We start from the raw sequence: 23,546 nt of genomic DNA, 5'->3' as shown, positions 1-23,546 counted from the left end.
TTTTTGTTTGTGAACTGACAAGGTAAAACGCTTGACATTCACTTCGGAATTCAGTATGATAGGTTCTGTTGTGCTGCTGTCAAGGGTGCAACCTTTACGGAGGTGGATTCATGACTGTCGATCAAATGCTTGCGAAGACGAATCGCATCAATCTGCTGTTTGACTTCTATGAACCACTTTTAACCGAGAAGCAGAGAACATTCCTTCAACTGTATTTTCATGATGATTACTCGCTCGGAGAGATTGCCGAGAATTTCGAAATAAGCCGCCAAGCGGTGTATGAACATATAAAACGCGCAGAATTAACTTTACAGGAATATGAAGCTAAACTGCACTTGTTACATAAGCATGAACAACGGATGAAGCTGCGCACAGAGCTCGATCATATGCTGGAAAGCTGTGACCCGGAGCTAAAGAGGAAAACGTCGGAGCTTTTTGATACAATAATAGGGATCGATTAAAAAGTCCAAGCAGGAGGTGAAGCGCATGGCATTTGAAGGATTAGCAAACCGATTACAGAACGTGTTCGGCAAGCTGAGAAGCAAAGGTAAGCTGACGGAAGAAGATGTAGGCGAAGCGCTTCGCGAGGTTAGGCTCGCTCTGCTTGAAGCGGACGTTAACTTTAAAGTGGTGAAAGACTTTATTGCTAAGGTGAAAGAACAAGCTATCGGACAAGAAGTGCTGAAGTCCTTTACACCGGGCATGGTCGTTATCGATATCGTTAACAAAGAGCTCACAGCGCTTATGGGTGGCACGCAAAGCAAGCTGGCGCGTTCCAATCGGCCGCCGACTGTCATTATGATGGCAGGTTTGCAAGGGGCAGGTAAGACAACGACGTCCGGTAAACTGGCGAAGATGCTTCTTAAACAAAACCATAGACCACTGCTTGTTGCGTGTGACATTTATCGTCCCGCGGCAATCAAGCAATTAGAGGTACTTGGTGAGCAATTGAAGGTTCCAGTTTTTGCTCTAGGGGATAAAGTTAATCCTGTAGATATTGCCAAAGCCGGTCTTCAACATGCGAAAGATAACGGCAATGATTATGTGATCATTGATACCGCGGGGCGTTTGCACATTGATGAGAATCTGATGGACGAACTGAAAAATGTTCGAACCGCAGTTGAGCCCGATGAAATTTTGCTTGTTGTCGATGCGATGACGGGGCAGGATGCTGTCAATGTCGCCGAGAGTTTCCATCAACAATTGGAACTCACGGGTGTTGTACTAACCAAACTGGATGGCGATACACGCGGTGGTGCGGCGTTATCTGTCAAAGCCGTTACAGGTTGTCCGATCAAGTTCGTCGCAAGCGGCGAGAAGATGGATGCGTTGGAACCTTTCTTCCCTGATCGGATGGCGTCAAGAATTCTTGGCATGGGCGATATGCTTACTTTGATTGAGAAGGCGCAAGCCGGTATCGATATGGACAAAGCGAAAGAAATGGAGCGCAAAATGCGCAACGCCGAGTTCACTTTCGAGGATTTCTTGGATCAAATGGAGCAAGTGAAGAAGATGGGGCCGCTTGATCAGATACTGGAGATGCTGCCAGGGGCGAACAAGATCAAAGGCATGAAAGATATGAAGGTCGACGACAAGCAAATGGCTAGAGTTGAGGCGATTGTGAAGTCGATGACGAAAGAAGAGAAGCGTAAGCCGGAGCTTCTGAATGCAAGCCGTCGCAAGCGGATTGCACTCGGCAGCGGTAATACGGTGCAAGAGGTTAACCGTTTCATTAAGCAGTTTGATGACATGCGCAAAATGATGAAGCAGTTTTCCGGCATGATGGGACCGAAAGGTCCAAAAGGCATGAAGAAGTTAGGCAAGGGATTTAAATTTCCCTTTTAAATAAGGCTTTTTATTCTAAGTAGGAGGTGATTTTTCATGGCAGTACGTATTCGTCTTAAACGTGTAGGCGCTCATAAAGCTCCTTTCTACCGTGTGGTGGTATCGGATTCCCGTTCCCCGCGTGATGGTCGTTTTATCGAAGAAATCGGAACTTATAACCCGATTGCAGAACCAGCAGCTGTAAACCTTGATGAGGAAAAAGCGCTGAAATGGCTTCAAACTGGCGCTCAACCGTCCGATACAGTTCGCAGCCTGTTCTCCAAAGCAGGTCTGATGACAAAGTTTCACGAGCTGAAATTGCAGAAGTAATCTGTTATCTTTCGGAGGGTGGGTTCATGAAGGATCTTATCACCGTTATTGCTAAGGCTCTTGTTGATCATCCGGAAGAAGTACGTGTCGCTGTTGTGGAGAAGGATGACAAAATTGAGTACAGGCTGTCTGTTCACCCCGATGATGTCGGCAAAGTGATCGGCAAGCAGGGCAAGATTGCGAAATCGCTCCGCACGGTAGTCACGTCAGCAGCAGTGAAAGAAACGAAGCGGGTAGCCGTTGAAATCGTTTCATAAGAAATTAGGTTAGGATTCAGTTCCTAGCCTTTTTCTTATATGGTCTTTAATAGGTATGAGGTAAATGAAGATGGAGGTTGGGCAAGCGCAAATGACCGAAAAACTAATTACTGTTGGTAAAATCGCAAATACCCACGGGATTCGCGGAGAATTGAAAATCGTACCGGAAACTGATTTTCCAGAACGTTTTGATAAGGGTAATTCGTTAATTATTGTTGATTCTCAAAATAAGCAAACGCCGGTGACGGTTCAAACCTCCCGCTTACATAAAAATCTGTTTATCGTGCAATTTGCACAGTTCAGCAACATCAATGAGGTTGAGAAATTCAAAGGATCGCTGCTTAAGATTGAAGCAAAGAATCAACAGCCTTTGGAAGAGGGAGAGTACTATTATCATCAGATAATTGGCTGTAAGGTCGTAACGGAGGATGGCCAAGAATTAGGGCTTGTTTCTGAAGTGTTGACACCTGGTGCGAATGACGTTTGGGTTGTGGACTTGCCAAAAGGCAAACAACTGCTGCTTCCTGTCATTGATGATGTGATCTTGAAGGTAGATATTGCTGCTAAAACAATACGGATTCATTTGATGGAAGGGTTAATGGAATGAGAATCGATGTATTGACCTTGTTTCCGGAAATGTTTGATGGGGTATTTTCGTCGAGCATTTTGGGGAAAGCTCGTGACAAGGGGATTGTTAGTCTAAACACCGTAAATTTTCGTGATTACTCCAATAATAAGCACAATACGGTCGATGATTATCCCTATGGCGGTGGCGGCGGAATGGTTTTAAAGCCGGAGCCGATATTTGCCGCTGTGGAAGACCTGCCTAAGCATCAAAGTGCCGATCAAGATCCTGTCAAGCCTCGGGTCATTCTTATGTGCCCACAAGGGACGCCTTTTTCACAGAAGATCGCGGAAGAACTCTCAAATGAAGAGCATCTTGTTTTTATTTGCGGTCATTATGAGGGTTATGATGAGCGTATTAGACAGTATCTGGTGACCGATGAGCTGTCCATTGGCGATTACGTGTTAACCGGCGGCGAATTACCCGCTATGGTCGTAATTGACAGCGTAGTGAGGCTCCTGCCAGGTGTGCTGGGCAATGAGATGTCGGCGGTGACGGATTCGTTCTCTACAGGTCTTTTGGAGTACCCGCATTATACAAGGCCTGCTAAGTTTAGAGAGTGGGAAGTGCCTGAGATGCTTTTATCAGGTCATCATGAAAATGTGAAGCGTTGGCGGCGTAAGGAATCTTTATTCCGCACATTAGACCGCAGGCCTGATTTGCTTGAAGGAAGAGAGTTTTCCAAAGAGGAAAAAGCATGGATCATGGAATGGCAAGAGAGGAAACAGACGAAGTAATCTCCCCCGAAAACTTCTCTATTGAATTTCTTCTCCATCTATGATAATATATATTCTGTTGTGAATTTTTCAACAGTTCGAGTCTGGTGGTCCTCTACGCATAACAGCTAAGAATTACTATTAGATAAGCGGAATGAACACCTGTGTGGAAGGAGGGAGTCAACTATGAATCTTATTCAAGAGATTACGAAAGAGCAACTCCGTACGGATATTCCTAATTTCCGTCCAGGAGACACACTTAAAGTACACGTAAAAGTTATCGAGGGTACACGTGAGCGTATTCAGCTGTTCGAAGGTGTTGTTATTAAACGCCACGGCGGTGGAATCAGCGAAACGTTTACAGTTCGTAAAATTTCTTACGGTGTGGGTGTGGAAAGAACTTTCCCATTCCATTCTCCGAAGATTGAGAAGATTGAAGTGGCTCGCCGTGGTAAAGTTCGTCGTGCGAAACTTTATTATCTGCGTGGTCTTCGTGGAAAAGCAGCAAGAATCAAAGAAATTCGATAAGAAAACGGGGGGCTTGTTTAGGCAAGTCTCCTTTTCATTTTTACAGGGCAAACTATATACATAAAACCAAAACTGGAAAAGAGGCAATCAGTGATGGAACAGAATGAGCAAGATCAGCCTAAAGTAAGCTCAGTTACGACTGCAGAGGCAGTACCGGCAAAAACAGCAAAAAGCGAAACATGGGAATGGATCAAAGCACTAGTCATCGCGGGTGTGCTCGTTATTATCATTCGCTGGTTCTTGTTCTCACCTTTCATCGTTGATGGTGATTCCATGCGTCCGAATTTCTTAACCGGCGAACGATTGATTGTGAATAAAATTGTCTATGACATTCGCGCTCCCAAAAGGGGAGAAGTTATCGTTTTCCACGCACCGGAAGGGAAAGATTACATTAAGCGCGTTATCGCTCTCCCAGGGGAAACGGTGAAAGTAACAGGTGATAAGGTGTTCATTAATGGTCAAGAAATTGATCAGCCTTTCATCAAAGAAGCTATTGAACAAGCCAATAAAGAAGGACATGCTTATAATACATTGTCAGACTTCCCGGAAACGAAAGTGCCGGATGGAGAGCTGTTCGCAATGGGGGATAACCGTCCGAATTCAAAAGATAGCCGAGCAAAAAGTGTAGGCTTCGTTCCGTACAATAAAGTCGTTGGGCGCGCAGAAGTTATCTTTTGGCCGCTAAACAAAATTAGTTTTATACATTTTTGAGGTGAAGAAGAATGACCATTCAATGGTTTCCCGGTCATATGACCAAAGCTCGAAGGCAGATTGAAGACAAGCTGAAGCTGATTGATGTCGTCATTGAGCTCTTGGATGCGCGCGTACCACTATCCAGCCGGAACCCGATGGTAGATGAAATTTTGAAGGGAAAGCCTCGCCTGGTCCTTCTGAATAAAAACGATTTGGCTGATCCCCAAGTAACTTCGCAGTGGGTTAAGTATTTTGCTGATCAAGGATTGCCTGCTTTGCCGATCGATGCGGCAACTGGAACTGCGACCAAAGAAATTTTACCGCGCGTAAAACAGCTGTGGGCACATAAAATTGAACGTCAAATCAGCAGAGGAATTAATCCTCGTGCTGTAAGGGCACTCATCGTCGGCATTCCTAACGTTGGGAAATCAACGCTCATCAATCAGTTGGCGGGTAAGAAAATCGCAGCAACGGGCGATAAGCCAGGTGTTACTAAAGGTCAACAGTGGATTAAAGTCGGAACTGAAATGGACTTGCTGGATACGCCAGGTATTTTGTGGCCGAAATTCGAGGATCAATTGGTAGGTCAACGACTTGCAGCGACTGGTGCGATTAAAGAAGAATTGCTGCATTTGGATGATATTGCGCTTTTTGTTGTTCGCTACATGGTTGAACATTATGGTGCAGCTCTTCAAGAGCGATTCGGAGTAACCGACCTTCCAGAGGATATGGAGAACGTGCAGGAAGTGGTCAAGGTAATGGAAGCAATCGGTCGAAAACGCGGAGCCATTGTAAGCGGTGGTAAAGTGGATTTGGATAAAGCATCCTTAATCATTATTCGTGATCTTCGTGCAGGCAAAATGGGACGTATTTCTTTGGAAAAGCCTCAGTAAACAATTCACATAAAACCACTTTCGGACTAAGCTGACAAGCGGGCCGATTGTGGTTTTTTTACTTTCTTGCAGAAAAAAATGGGTATGGCTTGACGAAGCGGCAATCCCTTATAATGGTGAGATGGAAAGGGGCGAGCGTCTTTGCTGGAGCACGAAAAAGAAGTATGGGAGCAAGGCTTCAGTCTTGTTGCCGGGATCGACGAGGTAGGAAGAGGTTGTTTATTCGGTGATGTCGTTGCAGCTGCTGTGATCCTTCCAAAAGGCTTTGTGCTTGATGGAGTAAATGATTCAAAGAAGCTCTCTGAGAAGAAACGGGATGTTCTCTTTGACCTGATCATGAAGGAAGCTGTAACTGTTGGAGTTGGCATCGTTGATGTTGATAAAATTGAATCGATTAATATTAAGCAAGCTGCAAGATTGGCTATGAAGCAGGCGGTAGAGGAGTTAAGCCAAATGCCTGACTTTTTGCTGGTTGATGCGGAGAGCGTGGATTTGGATATTCCGCAAACCGCCATTATACACGGGGATGCGCTGAGTCAATCCATTGCGGCCGCGTCAATTATTGCGAAGGTAACGAGGGACCGGATGTGCGCAGAGTGGGATGAGCAATATCCCGAATATGGACTTGCCGTACATAAAGGCTATGCGACAAAGCACCATAGGGAGATGCTTTTGCGTTATGGTCCAACACCGCTTCACCGTAAATTATTTATACGCAAAGTCATGGCACAGTTGGAAGAAAAAGCTCCGCAGCAATCCGAACAGTTGGAACTGGACTTCATATGACTTCGTCTTATTAAGAAATGGCAAGAAGCCGCCGATAATATACATAAGATTAAGAAAGACTTGAGGTGAACGGGATGAACATTAGTGGATTAATTCGCAGCTTGGTTGGAGACCTGACAGCCTCTGAAAGCAAAGTGCTCGAACTAAAAGTAGGGCAAGTTGTGAAAGGTGTTGTACTTCAGCTGCTTAGCGATCAAGATGCTTTGCTTAATATTGGCGGGGTACAGGTTCGGGCCAAACTGGAAACTCCGCTTAAGCAAGGAGACGTAACGTATTTGCAAGTTCAACCGGAATCCAATGGCGGTCAAATTCTGTTAAAGCCGCTGACGGAATCCGATGTACAGATTGCGGAAGATTCCCTTGGTGACCTTCTTAAGGCTTTCACAGTAAAGGATACAGCTGGAAACCGGCAATTGGTACAGCAGATGCAGCAGGAAGGCGTTCCGGTATCCAAGGAAAATGTAAAAGCATTTGAAGCTTTGATGAGTAATTTGCCTGAAGGCGTAAATAAGGAAGAATGGGCTCAAGCCGCTATTCTGGCCTATAAAAAAGGATTGCCCCTTACGCAAGAAACGGTAGGGGCATTGAGGCAGGTCACTTCAGGGCCCCCCGTTGGGAAGCTGCTGGAACAGCTTGAACAACAGGCTGCGGCATTGCTGGAGCAGGAGCCGCAGCATCCGGCAGCGGACACCGCGAAGCAGGTGGTCGCGCTGCTGAAGGAGCTGCGTGCTTCCGCCGCAGCTGTATGGCCCGCGCGGCCGCCGGAGGCGTCGGCCGCGGCAGCGGCTCCGCCAGCTGGCGCTGCAGCGGGCGCTCCACTCGCCGCCGCTCCGGCGCAGCCGGCGGCGGCCGCGCCAGAGGCTCAGGCGCGAAGCGCTGAGCCTGTGCCTGAAGGCGAACCGCCTGTGGCGGGTTCGCTCGTGCAGCAGCCGCCTGCGAAGCAGAAGGCGGCAGAGCCGATGGAGGCGCGCAGCAGTGCGCCTCAGGGGCCTGAGTCTGATCCAGAGCCTAACTGGATCAGCAGGATGCTCAAAGCCGTCGGCGTTGAGCATGAGGCTCATCTGGTAGCGAAGCTGGATGAGCGCGGCGAAGCATTGCTGCGTGGACGGCTGCAAACGGACGATCAGCTGCCTAGTCTGGCCTCCACGGCGTCCCAACAGGACGATACGGCCAAGCCTGCTGCTGCGGAGACATTAAAGAGTCTGCTGCTGCAGCTCACAGCCTCTGATGACACGCCGGCGCCGCTCAAAGAGGCGGCGCAGCAAGTCGTTGGGCAGATTACAGGCCAGCAGTTGATGCTGACAGGTGACAAATCCGCCATGTTTGCCCATATGACATTATTTGTTCCTTTTATGGATGGAACCGGTCAGCAATCTGCCGCAATTCATATTCAATCCCGCAAAGGCAAGCGTGGGGAAGTGGATTCGAGCAACTGCCGATTGTTGTTCGATCTTCAAATGAAAGTCATGGGAAATACGCTAGTTGATGTACATGTCGTGAATAAGATCGTTTCTTTGACGATACATAATGATCATCCGGCACTGGCTCCTATGATGGAGGAGTCCAAGGAAGAAATATCGGCGGCGATGAATAAGGCTGGGTATCAGTTTATTTCTTTGAAATGTTCACCTTATCCGCAGCCAATCGTAAATGATAATGATGGGAAAGCAGTTTCTGATGGTCGCGCTGATTTACGCTCGCTCTATCTTCCTCAAACGTACAAGGGGGTAGACTTCCGGGCATGACTAAGCAGAGAAATTCAACAGGGACACCTGAACCCACTCCGATCAAAAAAGCTGTGGCACTTCGCTACTCGCCAGAAACACAGAAAGCACCAACTCTAATCGCTAAAGGCAAGGGCCAAATGGCGGAAGCCATTTTGCAAAAAGCCAAAGAAAACGGAATTCCCGTTCAAGAGGATTCTTCTTTGGTTGAAGTGTTATCCAAACTGGATTTAGATCAGGAGATACCTTCTGAGTTATATCAGCTCGTGGCGGAAGTGCTGAGTTTTATCTACCGCTCGGATAACCGAATGCGTTCGCAGAGGAACAATGGATGAAGGGGCATGGCATAGATAACAGAAAACAGCTTGGAAAGCTTGGCGAAGATGCGGCAGAAGCATTTTTGAGCAAACAGAATTATCGGATTGTTGCAAGGAATTGGCGCTGCCGCACGGGTGAGTTGGATATCATTGCTGAGCAAGCAGGAACTCTCGTATTTGTTGAAGTCAGAACAAGACGTTCTTCTGGCCGATTTGGGCTAGCCAAAGAATCCGTTGATATTCGTAAGCAATTGAAAGTTAAAGAAACCGCCCAATATTACTTGCATCGTTTTCAAAAATATGAGCTGCCCGTGCGTTTTGACGTGATTGCCGTCGAAATATCCACAGAAGGAGCAGCGCCTCATATTGAACATATAGAAGGAGCCTTTTGAGCCTTTTGGTCGATAAGACTAACAGGGCAGAAGGCTCTTGTTTTGCGTTAACATTCATTTTCTTTTTGCTGTTTATCGAGGTTCCGGTACTGGATAGCTTCAGCCAAATGGTGCGGGAGGATATGATTGCTTTCCTCCAAATCTGCTATCGTTAAGGCCAGGCGCAGAATGCGGTCATGAGCTCTTGCGCTAAGTCCAAGAGCTTCGAAAGAAGCACGAAGGAGTTGATCTCCTTCGGTTGTTAGATGGCAAGCTTGCTTCATTCGGCTACCGGTTAATTCATTATTATGCTGAATACCCGTATCCGCATAGCGTTTCTGCTGCCTCTTGTGGGCAATTAATACTTTCGCCAGCATTTCTTTGGAAGAGAGAGGATTAGAGTGAATATGTTCGTTCAACTGGGCGTAGCTAGGCTTAGGAACCTCGACATGCAGGTCGATGCGATCGAGAAGGGGGCCGGATATTTTGGAACGATATTGAATGATTTTGGCAGATGAACATACGCACGCATTTGCTTCGGTTACAGTTCCATAATAACCGCAGGGGCACGGATTCATTGCAGCAGCTAATATAAATTGCGAAGGGAATGTGTAAACCGCTCTTGCTCTGGCAATGGTTACGGATCGATCTTCAAGAGGCTGTCTAAGCACTTCCAGTGCGTTTCTTGTAAATTCAGGTAGCTCGTCCAAAAACAAAATTCCCCTATGCGCTAAACTGACCTCCCCCGGTTTTGGAATCGTCCCACCGCCGACTAGTCCGGCTGCGGAAATCGTATGGTGCGGGGCTCGAAAGGACCGGGTACGCATGAGTGATGAGCGGTCTGTAAGCTTGCCTGAGGCGCTGAATATTTTGGTGACCTCTAGTGCCTCATGATCAGACATAGGCGGTAGAATGGTAGGCATGCGCTTGACCAACATCGTTTTTCCAGTCCCCGGAGGCCCGATTAACAGAATGTTGTGCATGCCGGCTGCCGCTATCATCATAGCTCGTTTGACTTGATGCTGCCCATTGACATCAGCGTAATCGTCGAAATCAAAGCTTTTTGCTGAACAATTTGTCGAAATTCCATCGTGGTTGTTATTTACCGCATGAAAAATAAATTCATGATGGGTTTGTGAATTCCAATTTCTAAAATCAGAAAGATTTGTAATTCCACATACCTCGATGCCCTCAATGAGAGAGGCTTCTGCGGCATTTAAGTGCGGTACGCACACTCGTTTGATGCCTAACTGTTTCGCTGCATGGGCCATAGATAACACTCCTGGAACAGGTCTAAGAGAGCCATCAAGTGCAAGTTCTCCTAGAAATAAGGTCATCTGCAAGGATTCATTCATTACCTGACCAGTCGTAATTAGAATGGCAACAGCAATAGCTAAATCGAAAGAGGAACCCTCCTTGCGCAAGTCTGCCGGTGCCAGATTCACGGTAATTCGATCCATCGGGAAACTGTATCCGCAATTCTTGATGGAGGCACGAACTCTTTCGACAGATTCTCGAATGGCGGAATCGGGAAGCCCAACCAAATTCACTTGCGGTAAACCGCTTGATATATCTACTTCAACTTCAATCGTTCGCCCTTCTATTCCCTGCAAGCAGGCACTCCAAACTTTTCCGTACATAAAAAAACACCTTCCTCTCCTTAATTGAGCAGCAGAACTGCTGGGCATCAGGATTAAAGGTGCTTCCTTATTGATCCGCATATTTCCCTCTATTGTATAGAAAATGGAAAATTTACGCAATCCTTAAAACAGCTGCGAACGTTTTAAAAAAAGACAACATGCACATACTGGAAGATGAGGTGATGATATGCAGGAGAAGCCGTATTTTTGTCCAAACTGCCGTTCTAATCGTATTAAATTCAGCGTAATTACCAGTTATGCGCAGTCATTTTTAAAGGATGCCCTGTCCGGAAACATAACGGAGTTCAGCGATCCTGACGCTATACCTGAAGAAGAACCGATGATTCAATGTCTTGTGTGCAGCTTCACAGGCAACGAGCTTCGATTTATTAAGCAAGCTGAGCGCGAACCGCGAATGAATACACCTACTACCCCGCATTACTGACAAATGAAAAGCAGGACGTATTTTTCATTTTTGGAAAATACGTCCTTTTTAATGACAGTTTTCGTAATTTTTAGGCATAAAAATGGTTTTTGGCCTGGGTGTGATAGCTAAAGTTTTTCAGTGTGAAAGGAAAATTTGAATGAATTAACGAAAAAAATAAGGAAACTGTCGAAAATTAGTGATACAATGGTTAGGGCTTGCGAAGAAGTGTGATACTAATTCCGGCAGCAAGATTTATTTCGTGCACAACACAAATAGGAAATTACACTTTTCCCCTGTATAGCACGTATAGAAAGTCCATACTGATAGGAGGATTTTAGGAAATGAATATCCATGAGTACCAAGGCAAAGAAGTCCTGAGACAGTACGGAGTCAGCGTTCCTAACGGGAAAGTTGCTTTCACCGTAGATGAAGCTGTTGAAGCAGCGAAAGAACTTGGAACATCCGTCGTCGTTGTAAAGGCGCAAATTCATGCCGGAGGTCGCGGTAAAGCAGGCGGCGTTAAGGTAGCCAAAAACCTCGATGAAGTTCGTACATATGCAAACGAAATTCTTGGCAAAGTGCTTGTCACTCACCAAACAGGTCCAGAAGGTAAAGAAGTTAAACGCCTTTTGATCGAAGAAGGGTGTGACATTAAGAAAGAATATTATGTAGGTGTTGTTGTTGATCGCGCTACAGGCAGCGTCGTTTTGATGGCGTCTGAAGAGGGCGGTACGGAAATCGAAGAGGTTGCTGAGCATTCTCCTGAGAAAATTTTCAAAGAAGTTGTAGATCCTGCTATCGGTCTTCAAGCTTTCCAAGCTCGTAGACTTGCATACTCCATCAACATTCCTAACGAACTTGTAAACAAAGCAGTTAAATTCATGCTTGCTCTTTATAAAGCTTTCGTAGAGAAAGATTGCTCCATTGCTGAGATCAACCCATTGGTTGTTACTGGTTCTGGTGACGTTATGGCTCTTGATGCCAAATTGAACTTTGATTCTAACGCTCTATTCCGTCACAAGGATATCGTTGCTCTTCGCGACCTTGAAGAGGAAGATGCCAAAGAAATCCAAGCTTCCAAGTATGACCTGAGCTACATTGCTCTTGACGGTAATATCGGTTGTATGGTTAACGGCGCAGGACTTGCGATGGCTACTATGGACATCATCAAGCACTACGGCGGAGACCCTGCTAACTTCCTTGACGTAGGGGGCGGTGCTACGAAAGAGAAAGTTACAGAAGCATTCAAAATCATTCTGTCCGATGAGCAAGTTAAAGGGATTTTCGTTAACATCTTCGGCGGTATCATGCGTTGTGACGTTATTGCTGACGGTGTTGTTGCCGCGGCTAGAGAACTGGGTCTATCCCGTCCGCTTGTTGTTCGTCTTGAAGGGACAAACGTGGAACTTGGTAAAAAGATTCTTAACGAATCCGGCTTGAACATTGTTGCTGCTGATTCCATGGCAGACGGCGCTCAAAAAATCGTTGCACTTGTGAAATAATTAAACCCGTGCGGTTTTAAATAATATAGGGGATGTGAACAAAAGATCATGAGTATTTTGGTCAATAAACATACAAAAGTCATTACTCAAGGGATTACCGGCGCTACGGGTTTGTTTCATACCAAAGGCGGTCTAGAATACGGCACACAAATGGTTGGTGGCGTAACCCCAGGTAAAGGCGGAACAAAAGTAGACATCACACTGGAAAACGGTGAACTCGTTCAACTTCCGGTTTTTAACACAGTAATCGAAGCTAAAAATGCAACTGGTGCAACAGCATCCGTTATTTATGTACCACCTGCATTTGCAGCAGAATCCATTATTGAAGCAGTTGACGCTGATCTTGATCTCGTTATCTGTATTACAGAAGGTATTCCTGTCCTTGACATGGTTAACGTGAAACGTTACATGGAAGGCAAGAGAACCGTTCTAATCGGACCAAACTGCCCAGGTGTTATTACACCAGGCGAGTGCAAAATCGGTATCATGCCTGGTTACATCCACACGCCAGGTCACGTAGGTGTTGTTTCCCGTTCCGGAACACTAACTTACGAAGCAGTTCACCAATTGACAACGCGCGGAATCGGACAATCCTCCGCAGTTGGTATCGGTGGAGACCCTGTTAAAGGTTCCGAGTTTATCGATATCCTCAAACGTTTCAATGAAGATCCTGACACTTATGCTGTTATTATGATCGGTGAGATCGGTGGAACAGCAGAAGAAGAAGCGGCTGAATGGGTTGCTGCCAACATGACGAAACCAGTTGTTGGTTTCATCGGCGGTAAAACTGCGCCTCCAGGAAAACGTATGGGCCATGCCGGTGCGATTATTTCCGGTGGTAAAGGTACAGCAGCTGAGAAAGTTGCAACTATGGAAAGATGCGGAATCCGCGTAGCGGCTACGCCATCTGAAATGGGTTCAACACTTGTTAGCGTACTTGAAGAAAAAGGAATGCTCGACAAAGTTATCACAAAAAAATAGTGTTTTCTGTCGAAGGTAAGCAACCTTCCATTTCCCTAATTTAGGGATTTGGGAGGTTTTTTCTTTTTCTAGCTTTGCAAAGATTTGTCATTCGAGTAAGGAGTGTATATACTAATGGATAATCGAATCATTTTATTTGGCCTCCACGAGCTTGACGGCGTTGGCTGGAAAACAATGCTTCAGCTCATAAGCCGTTTTCCGGAGCCCCAAGTATTGTTTGAGCTCTCTGCAGCAGAAATTTCCTCAAAAGGTATCCGAGGCTCTGTGGCTGAACTAATTGCCTCGCGGTTTACTCGTTCATTTGTCGAGGAAAGACTGCAAATATATATGAAGCAATCCATTCAAATTGTAACAATTTTGGACGACGAGTACCCTCAGATTTTGAAAGAAATTGCGCAGCCTCCTTGGGTGCTTTATGTGAAGGGAAGTCCATCTTTTTTGAATGGACGGCTTCTAGGAATCGTTGGAACCCGAACGCCGACCATTTATGGCAAAAAGATTGCTGAGGAATGGGCTGCCGCTCTTTCGAGAGCAGGATTCGGCATTGTCAGCGGCCTTGCCAGAGGAATCGACAGCAAAGCCCATATCGGCGCCTTACAGGGAAAATCGAAGACGGTAGCTGTTCTTGGTTGCGCTATCAATCAAATTTACCCGCGTGAGAATGCTTTATTATTTCGACATATTGAGCAAGAAGGTGTTATCATTTCTGAATACCCTATTGGTACTGGGATGAGGCCTGGCATGTTTCCGCAGCGAAACCGTATCATAGCGGGATTGTCGCTTGGTGTCACTGTTGTGGAAGCTGCTGAGGACAGCGGATCGCTGATTACGGTTGAGTTTGCGCTCGAGGAATCACGGGACGTTTTCGCTGTTCCGGGACCGATTAATTCCCGTCAAAGCAGCGGTGTTCATAAGCTCCTGAAAGATGGCGCCAAATTAGTAACACGTGTAGAAGAGATTGTAGACGACTACAACTATATGATAAGTTCAGATGAAATGCATGCCATAAAGAAGCCTCTTCCATCATTTATATTGACGGAGGAGGAAGACGAAATTTTCCGAAAACTGTCGAGTGAACCGGTTTCGATTGATGCCTTATTGGAGGGCGGACAATTTACGTTTGGACATTTGCATGCAGTTCTGTTATCTTTACTAGTGAAAAAGGCGATTAAACAGCTTCCAGGTTCTACCTACATCCAAGCATAGGCTATTCAAGAAGTTTTTCTTCTCGCCAATAGACTTAACCTTGAAATTAAGAGGGGAGGAAGGACGATCCATGGCGGATTCTTTAGTCATTGTTGAGTCACCAGCAAAAGCAAAAACCATCGGCAAGTATTTAGGCAGCAAATTTATCGTAAAAGCCTCGATGGGTCATATTCGCGACCTTCCGAAAAGCCAAATTGGCGTAGAAGTAGATCGTAACTTTGAGCCTAAATACATAACTATCCGTGGTAAGGGTTCTATATTAAAAGAGTTAAAAGATGCGAGTAAAAAAGTTAAAAAAATATATCTGGCGGCTGACCCGGATCGTGAAGGTGAAGCGATTGCCTGGCACTTAGCACATTATTTGGACGTTGGTTCTGATGAGCTTTGCCGTGTTGTTTTTAATGAAATTACGAAGGACGCGGTGAAGGACGCTTTCAAGACGCCTCGCCGAATCAATCAGGATCTTGTTAATGCGCAGCAAGCACGTCGGATATTGGATCGACTTGTTGGTTATAAAATTAGCCCATTACTTTGGAAAAAAGTAAAAAAAGGTTTATCGGCAGGGCGTGTGCAGTCAGTTGCAGTTAAGCTGATCTATGATCGTGAGAATGAGATTAAAGCATTTGAACCTGAAGAATACTGGTCGATTACGGCCCTTTTGGACTCAGGCAAAACGGTGTTTGAAGCCAAATACCACAGCATTAATGGTGAGAAGAGGGAACTGCATTCGCAGGAGGATGTAGACCAGATTCTAGCCGCAATGGGTAGCGGGAAGTTTACGGTGAAAGAAGTGAAAGAGAAAGAGCGAGGGCGTAACCCGTCTCCTCCTTTCATTACGAGCTCCATGCAGCAAGAGGCTGCGCGTAAATTAAATTTCCGGGCATCCAAGACGATGTCTGTGGCGCAACAATTATATGAAGGAATAGACTTAGGCAAAGAGGGAACCGTTGGTTTAATTACGTACATGCGTACGGATTCCACGCGAATCTCACCTGTAGCCCAAGAAGAAGCGAAAGAGTACATTTTGACGAAATATGGTCCAGCTTTCTATCCAGAAACGCCCCGTATTTATACGAAGAAAAATGCTAACGCACAAGATGCGCATGAGGGTATCCGTCCAACTTCTGTACTTCGCGAGCCGGAACAATTGAAAGAGTTCCTCAGCCGAGATCAATTTCGACTCTACAAGTTAGTATGGGATCGTTTTGTTGCCAGTCAGATGTCATCCGCTATTTTGGATACAATGACCATTGATTTGACAGCAGGTGACACCGTATTCCGGGCAAATGGGTCAAAAATGAAATTCCCGGGATTTATGAAGGTGTATGTTGAGAGTAATGATGACGGGACGACAGAAGAGGATAAGTTGCTTCCGCCATTATCCAAAGGAGATGCTTTGGATAAACAAAGCGTTGATCCTAAACAGCACTTTACTCAACCGCCTCCGCGGTATACAGAAGCCCGCTTAGTCAGAGCGCTTGAGGAAATGGGGATTGGCCGGCCAAGTACGTATGCACCGACGCTGGAGACGATTCAGAAGCGCGGCTACGTGGCAATCGAAGAGAAGAAGTTTATACCTACCGAGTTAGGCGAGTTGGTAATTCAATTGATGCAAGAATTTTTCCCTGAAATCCTCGATATTGAGTTTACCGCTCATATGGAAGAGGAGCTTGACTTTGTGGAAGAGGGGAAAGAGGATTGGGTCAGAGTCTTGGATACTTTCTATACATCCTTTGAGAAGCGGCTTGAATTTGCTGAAGAGGAAATGAAGGAAATCGAGATTCAAGATGAAGTATCCGATGAGATCTGCGAGAAATGCGGGAAGCATCTTGTTTATAAAATGGGTCGTTTCGGCAAGTTCCTGGCTTGTTCCGGCTTCCCTGAGTGCCGCAATACGAAGCCGATCATTAAAGATATTGGTGTCACATGCCCAAGCTGCCATACAGGGAAAATTGTAGAACGCAGAAGCAAGAAGGGCCGGGTCTTCTACGGCTGTGATCAATATCCAACTTGTGACTTTGTCTCATGGGATAAGCCGGTTAACAAGCCTTGTCCGGTTTGCAGCTCGATGATGATAGAGAAACGAAGCAAGAATGGCTTAAACATTCAATGTACAAAATGCGATCATAAAGAAGAAGTAAACGAAGATCAAAACGAAGATATGAAAGATTAGAGGTGTCCGATTTTGCCAGAATACCCAAGAGTAACAGTCATCGGTGCAGGACTCGCTGGAAGTGAAGCAGCCTGGCAGATTGCACGTCAAGGTGTGCCTGTTACTTTATACGAAATGCGAAATGTCCGTAAAACGCCTGCTCACATTACGGATCAATTCGCGGAACTTGTTTGCAGCAACTCGCTACGCTCAAATGGTTTGACTAATGCCGTTGGTGTATTGAAAGAAGAAATGAGACACATGGACTCATTAATTCTCTCCTGCGCTGACCGGCATGCAGTTCCGGCAGGAGGGGCTTTAGCCGTTGACCGTGATGGCTTCTCTCAAGCCGTGACACAAACGCTGCGGAACCATCCGCTCATTGAAGTTATTAATGAGGAAGTTCAAGTATTGCCCGAAGGTATTACGGTTGTCGCTTCAGGGCCACTGACTTCACCGGATTTATCAGCACAGTTGAAAGAACTCATGGGCGAGGAATACTTGTACTTCTACGATGCGGCTGCCCCGATCGTGGAAAAAGATTCTATCGATATGAATAAAGTTTATCTGGCTTCCCGTTACGACAAAGGCGAGGCAGCATACCTTAATTGCCCAATGACGGAAGAAGAGTTCAATGTTTTCTATGAAGCCTTGATTACTGCAGAAGTTGCAGAGCTTAAGGAATTCGAAAAAGAGATCTACTTCGAAGGTTGTATGCCATTAGAGGTTATGGCAAAGCGCGGTAAGCAGACTGTCTTGTTCGGGCCGATGAAGCCGGTTGGTTTGATTAACCCGCACACCGGAAAGCTGCCACACGCTGTTGTGCAGCTTCGTCAAGATAATGCTGCAGGAACCTTGTATAACTTGGTTGGGTTCCAGACCCATTTGAAATGGGGCGAACAAAAACGCGTTCTGTCATTGATTCCAGGGCTGGAACAAGCAGAATTCGTCCGTTACGGAGTTATGCATCGCAACACGTTTATCAATTCGCCAAAGCTTCTTGAACCGACGTACCAGTACAAACGTCGTGAGAATCTGTTTTTTGCAGGTCAAATGACGGGCGTGGAGGGCTATGTGGAATCCGCGGCTTCCGGATTGATTGCTGGTCTTAATGCAGGACGGTTAGCGAAGGGGCAGCCTTGCCTGGTGCTTCCAGAGGAAACTACATTAGGCAGCATGGCTCATTACATTACGACAGCGGATTTTAAACATTTTCAACCGATGAATGCGAATTTCGGATTACTTCCACAGCTTCCGGAAAGAATTAGGAATAAAAAAGAGAAATACGAGAAGTTGGCTAATCGAGCAATAGAGAGTATTCAGAATTTTTCGAAAACACAGACGGAATAGGTTGTAAAGACACTATTCACTGTGTTACTATAATTATGTTTTGAATCATTATTCATTCGTTTCCTCATACATTTACCTCTAGATGCGGTCTTTATTTCGATATTGACCTCGCTAGAGGTTTATCTCTTTTTATTAGACCGAAACCAACACAAAGAGATGTTCATACGGTGTATGATTCCATTGGAGGAGTGAGAAGAGATGGATGCTAGTCAAGCGCAGTTTCATGCGACAACTATTTTTGCCATACGTCATGAAGGTAAAGGCGCAATTGCTGGAGATGGGCAAGTAACCTTTGGCAACAGCATGATTATGAAAAACAGTGCCAAAAAAGTTAGGCGTTTACATAGAGGGAAAGTCATCGCAGGTTTCGCAGGTTCTGTAGCCGACGCGATTACCCTTTTTGAGAAATTTGAAGGTAAGCTGGAAGAACACCACGGAAACTTGCAGCGTGCTGCCGTAGAGCTTACGAAGGATTGGCGTCAAGATCGTGTATTGCGACGTTTGGAAGCTATGATGATCGTTATGGATACTACTGGGTTATTGCTGCTTTCGGGTAATGGGGAAGTGATTGAGCCGGACGACGGCATCTTGGCTATTGGTTCTGGCGGCAGTTTTGCGTTGGCGGCTGGAAGAGCATTGCATCGCCATGCTCCATCACTAAGCGCTAAAGAGATTGCTCATGCTGCACTAACGACGGCTGCTGAAATCTGCGTTTTCACGAATCATAACATTATTGTCGAAGAGATCGAATAAACGGTATACTATTTCGCACTTTTTTAGGAGGGTACCCGAATGGCAAACAGCTCCCTAACACCTAAACAAATTGTCCAGGAACTGGATCGATACATTGTAGGTCAGAAGAAAGCAAAGAAATCAGTCGCTATTGCTTTGCGGAATCGCTATCGTAGAAATTTAGTGGATGAAGCCATGAGGGATGAGATTGTTCCCAAAAATATTTTGATGATAGGGCCTACAGGCGTAGGGAAAACGGAAATTGCACGCAGACTGGCTAAGCTGGTCGGAGCACCGTTTATCAAAGTGGAAGCAACCAAATTTACTGAAGTAGGTTACGTTGGCCGCGACGTTGAGTCGATGGTCAGAGATTTGATTGAAACCTCTATACGTATGGTTAAGTCAGAGCGGATGGAAGCCGTAAAAGATCGCGCTGAGAAGTTGGCGAATGAGCGAATTGTTTCTTTGATTGCTCCGAGTCCTTCGCGGTCCAAAACGCAGCGTAATCCGTTTGAGATGTTGTTTGGAGGTCAGAATCAGACCGAACAAGAAGAAACTGCGCCTGATCCCAATCTCGCGACGAAAAGGACTCAAATCGCCGAACAATTGACTAGTGGTAAATTAGAGGGCGAAATTGTTGAAATCGAAGTAGAAGATTCATCGCCTTCTATGTTGGATATGCTGGCTGGGCAAGGCAACGAGCAAGCAGGCATGAATATGCAAGAAATGTTCGGGAATTTGATGCCCAAAAAAATGAAAAAACGCAAGCTGCCCGTGAAGGAAGCAAGAAAAGTACTGACACAAGAAGAAGCACAAAAATTGATTGATATGGATGATGTTATCCAAGAGTCCATAAATCGCGCCGAACAATCCGGTATTATTTTTATAGATGAAATCGACAAAGTTGCAAGCAGTTCCCGCGGCGGTGGAGGACCAGATGTTTCTAGAGAGGGTGTACAACGGGATATCCTGCCGATCGTTGAAGGCTCAACCGTTGTAACGAAATATGGACCTGTGAAGACGGACTATGTGTTATTCATTGGTGCCGGAGCTTTCCATATCGCAAAGCCTTCAGATTTAATCCCAGAGCTTCAGGGACGTTTTCCGATTCGTGTTGAGCTGAGTGATTTAACGTTGGAAGACTTTGTTTCTATCTTGCAGGAACCCAAGAATGCTCTGACGAAGCAATATACGGCTTTGTTGCAAACCGAAGGTATAACAGTCGAGTTCGCTGAGGAAGCTATTCATGAAATAGCGCGAATCGCGGTTGAAGTTAATCAGAATACGGAAAATATCGGAGCTCGTCGCTTGCATACCATTTTGGAGAAATTACTTGAGGATCTTTCCTTTGAAGCACCTGAAATTACATTGGAATCCTTCATTATTAATCCGGAGTATGTGCGCGAAAAGTTAAGCGGTATTGTTCAAAATAGAGATTTAAGTCAATACATTTTATAATGAATGATTGCAGGGTAACGTAAGTAGGAGGCAGTTAGATGAGTTTACTAAACAAAACGAGAAGGCTAAATCGGTTACTGCAGAAGGAAGCAGGGAATGCTGTTAGCTTTATGGATATGGCAGAAGTGCTTCGTGATATCGTTATTGCGAATATTTATGTTGTAAGCCGAAAAGGGAAGATTCTAGGCTATGCTACAACGAATGATCCCATTTCGCCCGAAATGAATCAGGCGATCTTACTTGAACGCAGATTTCCATCGGAGTCCAACAATCTTCTACTAAAAATAGAGGAAACGACATCGGCCTCGGAGCCAAATAGTCCATATTTTTACTACACGGAGCAAATGAAAGATATGTTTCCGTATACCCATACAACGTTGGTTCCAATTATCGGTGGAGGCGATCGCTTAGGGACTCTAATTTTAAGCCGTAATGAAGGCATCTTCATTGATGATGATCTCATTTTGGCTGAATATGGTTCGACCGTAATCGCCATGGAAATATTAAGAGAACGCGCTGAAGAAATTGAAGAAGAGGCAAGAAGCAAAGCAGTCGTTCAAGTGGCCATTGGTTCTTTATCATTTAGTGAGATGGAAGCTGTGGAACATATTTTCGAGGAATTGGACGGTAAAGAAGGTCTTTTAGTCGCGAGCAAAATTGCTGACAGAGTAGGAATCACCCGTTCAGTTATTGTGAATGCCCTTCGCAAACTGGAAAGTGCCGGAGTTATTGAAACGCGATCACTTGGTATGAAAGGCACTTATATCCGAATTTTAAATGAACAATTAATACAAAGCATCGAACAACTAAAGACAAAACTATAGTTGCACATATGGAAAAGTCCTATCTTGTAAAAAAGATAGGGCTTTTTTCTTATTGTAACTTAAGCTAATATCCTAGATGATTAGAAAGTGATTAAGGATTTACATAATTCTACAATAAGGAATTATATCAAATCCTTTTATGAAAATAATGTCGAATTAAGAAGGAATACTTATTTACTTTGTGGAAGTATACTGTCGAATACTTTATTGAAAGGGGGTAACGTGTATGTCTTTGTTAGATAAACCAAGTTGGAACTTGATGGAGCGATCGCTCGATGCCTCGACACTTAGACAAAAAGTGGTAGCAAACAACGTCGCCAATGTGGATACACCTTACTTCAAGCGTTCAGATGTATTGTTTGAAGATCTTTTGCAAGGAGAGATGAATTCATCAACGCCCTCTATAGAAGGTTATCGGACAAACCCTAAGCATTTCTTTATAGGCAAATCGACAACTTTACCGAATTCAGAAATAAAAACCGATGAATCGACAGCGATTAACAATAATATGAACAATGTCGATATGGATTACGAAATGTCATTAATGGCTAAAAATCAATTGAAATACAATACGATGATTCAACAGATGAACAGTGAATTCAAAAAAATGCGGACAGTATTAGGAGGGAAGTAATAACTAATGAGGCTTACAAACGGATTTGACATCAGTTCATCTGCACTCACTGCACAACGCTTAAGAATGGATGTCGTCTCTTCTAACATAGCTAACGCAGATACAACACGTGCTAAATTTGTAGATGGCAAGTGGGTTCCTTATACAAGAAAGTTAGTTGCTTTTGAGACGAAGTCACAACCGAGTTTTGCACAGTCCTTGCAATCAGCTATGGCAGACGGTACTGGAGAGGGAGTGCGCGTCAACAAAATCTTCGAGGATCAGTCACCGCTTAAACAAGTGTACAACCCGACACATCCTGATGCAGATGCTAATGGATTTGTTTATATGCCCAATGTTGATGTGCTCAAAGAGATGGTTGATATGATCTCTGCCACAAGATCTTATGAAGCGAACGTTACCGCGTTAAATGCAAGTAAATCAATGATTACGAAAGCATTAGAGATCGGTAGATAATCCTAACAGGAGGTTGCAGCATGATTGACAAAATTAACTATAGTCCCTTAAATATCATGAGTTCGGTCCAGCCCAAAGACAACTCTGGCGAAGGGGCTGCAGACCTAGGAAAACGATTCGGATCTTTTCTGAATGACGCAATGACGAATTTAAATGCCCAACAACAACAAGTTGATCAATTGAATCAAAGTTTCATAAAAGGAGAACTTTCCGACGTTCATCAACTGACAATTGCCTCTGAGAAAGCGTCGTTAGGACTGGAGCTTACGGTACAAGTTAGAAATAAAGTCCTTGAAGCTTACCAAGAAATGATGAGAATGCAGCTGTAAATAATGAGGTGCTGCTAAAACTTTGGTTCGATGGGGTGACAGAGTGAACGAGAATCTCCTCCAGTACTGGGAAAAAGTTAAACAGTATTGGAATCGATATAGTAGAACAACAAAAATCACTTTTATTGCAACAGTAGTCCTTTTAGTTCTTACTGCTGCAATTATCAGTGTTAATTTATCTAAAACGGAGTATTCCTTAGCGTTTACTGAACTACAGCCAAGCGATGCGGCTGCAATCAAAGGTTATCTGGATACAGCTAAGATTCCGTACAAGCTTAGTGCTGATGGTAAAAGCATCGAAGTACCGACAAGTGAAGTTGCAAACGTGAAACTGGGCGTGGAATCACAAGGATTAAATAAAAATGGTTCGCTAGGTTTCGGTGCTTTTAGCAACAGTAGTTCATTTGGTATTACAGATAACGAATTTAAAGTGAAATATTTGAACGCGATTCAGGGTGAACTACAGCAGTTGATTAATTCAAACCAGGCAATTGCGGGTTCAAAGGTTCTGATCTCCCTGCCGGAAGAAGGTCCATTCTTACAACAGCAGGAAGAGAAAGCAACGGCTTCTGTTGTTCTTCAAATGAAACAAGGGTACAACCTTGATCAAGGGAAAATTGATACGATCTATAACTTGGTTTCACACAGCATTAAAAATCTTCCCGTTGAAAACATCACCATCTCAGACCAGTACGGGCAAAGCTTAGTTTCTTCCAAGGCTGGGGGCAATCATCCTCAAGCTTAGTAACAAGTCAGTCCGATATTAACGATAAGTTTCAAAAGGATCTGCA

The 23,546-nt window shown here is 44.9% G+C and carries 27 protein-coding genes; 26 read left to right on the top strand and 1 reads right to left on the bottom strand.

What is annotated here, in order from left to right:
• The first annotated feature begins 110 nt into the window (after positions 1–110).
• The 13 genes from J2Z65_RS01635 to J2Z65_RS01575 all read left to right on the top strand — a co-directional run bounded on the left by J2Z65_RS01635 (position 111) and on the right by J2Z65_RS01575 (position 9,085).
• Positions 111–461, top strand: a complete 351-nt coding sequence (locus J2Z65_RS01635; protein ID WP_167056111.1) for a putative DNA-binding protein — start codon at positions 111–113, stop codon at positions 459–461.
• A gap of 25 nt (positions 462–486) precedes the next feature.
• The gene (ffh, locus tag J2Z65_RS01630) at positions 487–1,845 is read left to right on the top strand and encodes a signal recognition particle protein (RefSeq protein WP_167056113.1); all 1,359 of its coding nucleotides are present in this window, start codon (positions 487–489) and stop codon (positions 1,843–1,845) included.
• A gap of 36 nt (positions 1,846–1,881) precedes the next feature.
• Positions 1,882–2,154, top strand: a complete 273-nt coding sequence (rpsP, locus tag J2Z65_RS01625) for a 30S ribosomal protein S16 (RefSeq protein ID WP_127458431.1) — start codon at positions 1,882–1,884, stop codon at positions 2,152–2,154.
• 26 nt (positions 2,155–2,180) lie between these two features.
• Entirely contained in the window at positions 2,181–2,411 is a 231-nt protein-coding gene (locus tag J2Z65_RS01620) for a KH domain-containing protein (protein WP_047672782.1), read from the top strand.
• A 91-nt stretch (positions 2,412–2,502) separates the two neighbouring features.
• A complete protein-coding gene (gene rimM / locus J2Z65_RS01615; protein WP_167056868.1) occupies positions 2,503–3,018 on the top strand; it encodes a ribosome maturation factor RimM in 516 nt (171 codons plus the stop codon).
• A complete protein-coding gene (gene trmD / locus J2Z65_RS01610; RefSeq protein WP_167056115.1) occupies positions 3,015–3,773 on the top strand; it encodes a tRNA (guanosine(37)-N1)-methyltransferase TrmD in 759 nt (252 codons plus the stop codon). The genes rimM and trmD overlap by 4 nt, the downstream gene beginning before the upstream one ends.
• A 165-nt stretch (positions 3,774–3,938) precedes the next feature.
• A complete protein-coding gene (rplS, locus tag J2Z65_RS01605) occupies positions 3,939–4,280 on the top strand; it encodes a 50S ribosomal protein L19 (protein ID WP_127458434.1) in 342 nt (113 codons plus the stop codon).
• Positions 4,281–4,373: 93 nt separating this feature from the next.
• Entirely contained in the window at positions 4,374–4,991 is a 618-nt protein-coding gene (gene lepB, locus J2Z65_RS01600) for a signal peptidase I (RefSeq protein WP_193580866.1), read from the top strand.
• A gap of 11 nt (positions 4,992–5,002) precedes the next feature.
• Positions 5,003–5,866 (top strand): ribosome biogenesis GTPase YlqF, encoded by an 864-nt coding sequence (ylqF, locus tag J2Z65_RS01595; protein ID WP_209855694.1) that lies wholly within the window; start codon positions 5,003–5,005, stop codon positions 5,864–5,866.
• Between the two features lie 141 nt (positions 5,867–6,007).
• The gene (locus tag J2Z65_RS01590; RefSeq protein ID WP_167056118.1) at positions 6,008–6,652 is read left to right on the top strand and encodes a ribonuclease HII; all 645 of its coding nucleotides are present in this window, start codon (positions 6,008–6,010) and stop codon (positions 6,650–6,652) included.
• A 74-nt stretch (positions 6,653–6,726) separates the two neighbouring features.
• Positions 6,727–8,397 carry a hypothetical protein gene (locus J2Z65_RS01585; protein ID WP_167056121.1) on the top strand — a complete coding sequence of 557 codons (1,671 nt, stop codon included), beginning with the start codon at positions 6,727–6,729 and terminating at the stop codon, positions 8,395–8,397.
• Complete coding sequence (locus tag J2Z65_RS01580; protein ID WP_167056123.1) at positions 8,394–8,711, top strand: EscU/YscU/HrcU family type III secretion system export apparatus switch protein; 318 nt, start codon at positions 8,394–8,396, stop codon at positions 8,709–8,711. The genes J2Z65_RS01585 and J2Z65_RS01580 overlap by 4 nt, the downstream gene beginning before the upstream one ends.
• Positions 8,708–9,085, top strand: a complete 378-nt coding sequence (locus tag J2Z65_RS01575; RefSeq protein ID WP_167056126.1) for a YraN family protein — start codon at positions 8,708–8,710, stop codon at positions 9,083–9,085. Before J2Z65_RS01580 ends, J2Z65_RS01575 begins: the two co-directional genes overlap by 4 nt.
• Positions 9,086–9,132: 47 nt before the next feature.
• Here J2Z65_RS01575 and J2Z65_RS01570 read toward each other — a convergent pair whose 3' ends face one another.
• On the bottom strand, positions 9,133–10,704 hold the full coding sequence (locus tag J2Z65_RS01570) for a YifB family Mg chelatase-like AAA ATPase (RefSeq protein WP_167056129.1): 1,572 nt from the start codon (positions 10,702–10,704) through the stop codon (positions 9,133–9,135).
• Between the two features lie 187 nt (positions 10,705–10,891).
• Here J2Z65_RS01570 and J2Z65_RS01565 point away from each other — a divergent pair, with 187 nt between their 5' ends.
• The 13 genes from J2Z65_RS01565 (at position 10,892) to fliF (ending at position 23,500) form a co-directional block, all read left to right on the top strand.
• The gene (locus tag J2Z65_RS01565) at positions 10,892–11,149 is read left to right on the top strand and encodes a hypothetical protein (RefSeq protein WP_167056132.1); all 258 of its coding nucleotides are present in this window, start codon (positions 10,892–10,894) and stop codon (positions 11,147–11,149) included.
• A 323-nt stretch (positions 11,150–11,472) separates the two neighbouring features.
• Positions 11,473–12,633 (top strand): ADP-forming succinate--CoA ligase subunit beta, encoded by a 1,161-nt coding sequence (gene sucC / locus J2Z65_RS01560; RefSeq protein ID WP_167056135.1) that lies wholly within the window; start codon positions 11,473–11,475, stop codon positions 12,631–12,633.
• 48 nt (positions 12,634–12,681) lie between these two features.
• Positions 12,682–13,614 carry a succinate--CoA ligase subunit alpha gene (gene sucD, locus J2Z65_RS01555; protein WP_127451108.1) on the top strand — a complete coding sequence of 311 codons (933 nt, stop codon included), beginning with the start codon at positions 12,682–12,684 and terminating at the stop codon, positions 13,612–13,614.
• A 114-nt stretch (positions 13,615–13,728) separates the two neighbouring features.
• Positions 13,729–14,820: a DNA-processing protein DprA gene (dprA, locus tag J2Z65_RS01550; RefSeq protein WP_167056138.1), complete on the top strand. Its 1,092-nt coding sequence runs from the start codon at positions 13,729–13,731 to the stop codon at positions 14,818–14,820.
• Between the two features lie 70 nt (positions 14,821–14,890).
• Complete coding sequence (topA, locus tag J2Z65_RS01545; protein ID WP_209855691.1) at positions 14,891–16,993, top strand: type I DNA topoisomerase; 2,103 nt, start codon at positions 14,891–14,893, stop codon at positions 16,991–16,993.
• 12 nt (positions 16,994–17,005) lie between these two features.
• Positions 17,006–18,322, top strand: a complete 1,317-nt coding sequence (gene trmFO, locus J2Z65_RS01540) for an FADH(2)-oxidizing methylenetetrahydrofolate--tRNA-(uracil(54)-C(5))-methyltransferase TrmFO (RefSeq protein WP_167056144.1) — start codon at positions 17,006–17,008, stop codon at positions 18,320–18,322.
• A 198-nt stretch (positions 18,323–18,520) separates the two neighbouring features.
• Positions 18,521–19,075 carry an ATP-dependent protease subunit HslV gene (gene hslV / locus J2Z65_RS01535; protein ID WP_167056147.1) on the top strand — a complete coding sequence of 185 codons (555 nt, stop codon included), beginning with the start codon at positions 18,521–18,523 and terminating at the stop codon, positions 19,073–19,075.
• A gap of 39 nt (positions 19,076–19,114) precedes the next feature.
• Complete coding sequence (gene hslU, locus J2Z65_RS01530; RefSeq protein WP_167056149.1) at positions 19,115–20,512, top strand: ATP-dependent protease ATPase subunit HslU; 1,398 nt, start codon at positions 19,115–19,117, stop codon at positions 20,510–20,512.
• 38 nt (positions 20,513–20,550) lie between these two features.
• The gene (codY, locus tag J2Z65_RS01525) at positions 20,551–21,336 is read left to right on the top strand and encodes a GTP-sensing pleiotropic transcriptional regulator CodY (protein WP_167056152.1); all 786 of its coding nucleotides are present in this window, start codon (positions 20,551–20,553) and stop codon (positions 21,334–21,336) included.
• A gap of 226 nt (positions 21,337–21,562) precedes the next feature.
• On the top strand, positions 21,563–21,970 hold the full coding sequence (gene flgB / locus J2Z65_RS01520; protein WP_167056155.1) for a flagellar basal body rod protein FlgB: 408 nt from the start codon (positions 21,563–21,565) through the stop codon (positions 21,968–21,970).
• A 6-nt stretch (positions 21,971–21,976) separates the two neighbouring features.
• Positions 21,977–22,426: a flagellar basal body rod protein FlgC gene (gene flgC, locus J2Z65_RS01515; RefSeq protein ID WP_127451092.1), complete on the top strand. Its 450-nt coding sequence runs from the start codon at positions 21,977–21,979 to the stop codon at positions 22,424–22,426.
• A gap of 20 nt (positions 22,427–22,446) precedes the next feature.
• On the top strand, positions 22,447–22,755 hold the full coding sequence (gene fliE, locus J2Z65_RS01510) for a flagellar hook-basal body complex protein FliE (protein WP_167056158.1): 309 nt from the start codon (positions 22,447–22,449) through the stop codon (positions 22,753–22,755).
• A gap of 43 nt (positions 22,756–22,798) precedes the next feature.
• Complete coding sequence (fliF, locus tag J2Z65_RS35125) at positions 22,799–23,500, top strand: flagellar basal-body MS-ring/collar protein FliF (protein WP_338111644.1); 702 nt, start codon at positions 22,799–22,801, stop codon at positions 23,498–23,500.
• Positions 23,501–23,546: the final 46 nt, after the last annotated feature.

This window comes from Paenibacillus aceris, from assembly GCF_017874035.1.
In the GTDB taxonomy this organism is placed as follows: domain Bacteria; phylum Bacillota; class Bacilli; order Paenibacillales; family NBRC-103111; genus Paenibacillus_E; species Paenibacillus_E aceris.
Note: the sequence above shows the minus strand (reverse complement) of the source record. Positions and strands in the feature narration are given on the sequence as shown.

Excerpts from the sequence above, each read along its gene's own strand:
- J2Z65_RS01635 (WP_167056111.1), top strand. The coding sequence starts at position 111 with ATGACTGTCGATCAAATGCTTGCGAAGACGAATCGCATCAATCTGCTG.
- ffh (WP_167056113.1), top strand. The coding sequence starts at position 487 with ATGGCATTTGAAGGATTAGCAAACCGATTACAGAACGTGTTCGGCAAG.
- rpsP (WP_127458431.1), top strand. The coding sequence starts at position 1,882 with ATGGCAGTACGTATTCGTCTTAAACGTGTAGGCGCTCATAAAGCTCCT.
- J2Z65_RS01620 (WP_047672782.1), top strand. The coding sequence starts at position 2,181 with ATGAAGGATCTTATCACCGTTATTGCTAAGGCTCTTGTTGATCATCCG.
- rimM (WP_167056868.1), top strand. The coding sequence starts at position 2,503 with ATGACCGAAAAACTAATTACTGTTGGTAAAATCGCAAATACCCACGGG.
- trmD (WP_167056115.1), top strand. The coding sequence starts at position 3,015 with ATGAGAATCGATGTATTGACCTTGTTTCCGGAAATGTTTGATGGGGTA.
- rplS (WP_127458434.1), top strand. The coding sequence starts at position 3,939 with ATGAATCTTATTCAAGAGATTACGAAAGAGCAACTCCGTACGGATATT.
- lepB (WP_193580866.1), top strand. The coding sequence starts at position 4,374 with ATGGAACAGAATGAGCAAGATCAGCCTAAAGTAAGCTCAGTTACGACT.
- ylqF (WP_209855694.1), top strand. The coding sequence starts at position 5,003 with ATGACCATTCAATGGTTTCCCGGTCATATGACCAAAGCTCGAAGGCAG.
- J2Z65_RS01585 (WP_167056121.1), top strand. The coding sequence starts at position 6,727 with ATGAACATTAGTGGATTAATTCGCAGCTTGGTTGGAGACCTGACAGCC.
- J2Z65_RS01580 (WP_167056123.1), top strand. The coding sequence starts at position 8,394 with ATGACTAAGCAGAGAAATTCAACAGGGACACCTGAACCCACTCCGATC.
- J2Z65_RS01575 (WP_167056126.1), top strand. The coding sequence starts at position 8,708 with ATGAAGGGGCATGGCATAGATAACAGAAAACAGCTTGGAAAGCTTGGC.
- J2Z65_RS01570 (WP_167056129.1), bottom strand. The coding sequence starts at position 10,704 with ATGTACGGAAAAGTTTGGAGTGCCTGCTTGCAGGGAATAGAAGGGCGA.
- J2Z65_RS01565 (WP_167056132.1), top strand. The coding sequence starts at position 10,892 with ATGCAGGAGAAGCCGTATTTTTGTCCAAACTGCCGTTCTAATCGTATT.
- sucC (WP_167056135.1), top strand. The coding sequence starts at position 11,473 with ATGAATATCCATGAGTACCAAGGCAAAGAAGTCCTGAGACAGTACGGA.
- sucD (WP_127451108.1), top strand. The coding sequence starts at position 12,682 with ATGAGTATTTTGGTCAATAAACATACAAAAGTCATTACTCAAGGGATT.
- dprA (WP_167056138.1), top strand. The coding sequence starts at position 13,729 with ATGGATAATCGAATCATTTTATTTGGCCTCCACGAGCTTGACGGCGTT.
- topA (WP_209855691.1), top strand. The coding sequence starts at position 14,891 with ATGGCGGATTCTTTAGTCATTGTTGAGTCACCAGCAAAAGCAAAAACC.
- hslV (WP_167056147.1), top strand. The coding sequence starts at position 18,521 with ATGGATGCTAGTCAAGCGCAGTTTCATGCGACAACTATTTTTGCCATA.
- hslU (WP_167056149.1), top strand. The coding sequence starts at position 19,115 with ATGGCAAACAGCTCCCTAACACCTAAACAAATTGTCCAGGAACTGGAT.
- codY (WP_167056152.1), top strand. The coding sequence starts at position 20,551 with ATGAGTTTACTAAACAAAACGAGAAGGCTAAATCGGTTACTGCAGAAG.
- flgB (WP_167056155.1), top strand. The coding sequence starts at position 21,563 with ATGTCTTTGTTAGATAAACCAAGTTGGAACTTGATGGAGCGATCGCTC.
- flgC (WP_127451092.1), top strand. The coding sequence starts at position 21,977 with ATGAGGCTTACAAACGGATTTGACATCAGTTCATCTGCACTCACTGCA.
- fliE (WP_167056158.1), top strand. The coding sequence starts at position 22,447 with ATGATTGACAAAATTAACTATAGTCCCTTAAATATCATGAGTTCGGTC.